Here is a 962-nt window from a genome sequence, read left to right as displayed (position 1 = left end):
CGCGGTCACCGCGACCGCGCTGGTGGCGGCGGGACCGCGGAGTGCCGACGGGGCCCGTGGGCATCCCCGGGCCCAGCCTCCCGCGCACGCGGCCCCGGTGTCCGGGAAGCAGCCCGTGCGCACGCGTCGGGCCGTGGGGGCGGTGACGGCCCCGGTCCGGATCGCCGACGCGGCCACCGTGCGGCTGCTGCGGCCCGGCGACCGGGTCGACGTCATCGCCGCCGAGGAGACCGTGTCGGGCGGCGATGCCCGGGTGGTCGCGCGCGGGGCCCGGGTGACGAAGGTGCCGGAGCCGCTGGAGGGCGCGGGCGGCACCGGGGCGCTGGTCGTGCTGTCGGTGCCGCGCGCCACGGCGGCCCGGCTCGCCGGCGCGAGCACCACCGCGCGGTTGGCCGTGACGCTGTGGTGACGTCCCTGATCTCGTCGAGTCGCTCGTTCGACGGACCCGGGTGCTCCATTCGGAGCAGCGTTGACGTAGGTTGCGGAGCGTTTTGTTCCGCAGGCTGCTCGTGCGAGGAGAGACCCCGAGGTGAGCGAGAAGAAGGATCCGAGCGTCTGGGAGGGCTTCAAGGCCTTCCTGATGCGCGGGAACGTCGTCGATCTGGCCGTGGCGGTGGTGATCGGCGCCGCCTTCACCAACATCGTCAACGCCGTGGTGAAGGGGATCATCAACCCCGTCGTCGGGGCCATCGGGACCAAGAACCTCGACCACTACAGCTCATGTCTGAGCTCGACGTGCGAGGGCGAGCAGGGCATCCAGATCCTGTGGGGTTCCGTCCTCGGCGCCGCGCTGAGCTTCGTGATCACCGCGGCGGTCGTCTACTTCCTGATGGTCCTGCCGATGGCGAAGTACCTGGCCCGGATGGAAGCTCGTCGCAAGGCGAAGGAGGGCACGCAGGAGGTCATCGAGGTGACCGAGCTGGAGGTGCTGAAGGAGATCCGCGACGAGCTTCCATCCGGGC

Annotated in this window: 2 protein-coding genes; both read left to right on the top strand. The window is 71.5% G+C overall.

The annotated features are described in order from the left end of the window. The coding region (locus tag CCL05_RS43250; protein ID WP_086565912.1) for a hypothetical protein at positions 1-409 on the top strand (409 nt) is incomplete at its 5' end. Between the two features lie 120 nt (positions 410-529). Then, positions 530-962: large conductance mechanosensitive channel protein MscL (gene mscL / locus CCL05_RS43245; RefSeq protein WP_107400602.1), on the top strand; the 433-nt coding region annotated here is incomplete at its 3' end.

This window comes from Streptomyces africanus (genome assembly GCF_002150735.1).
Taxonomy (GTDB): domain Bacteria; phylum Actinomycetota; class Actinomycetes; order Streptomycetales; family Streptomycetaceae; genus Streptomyces; species Streptomyces africanus.
Note: the sequence above shows the minus strand (reverse complement) of the source record. Positions and strands in the feature narration are given on the sequence as shown.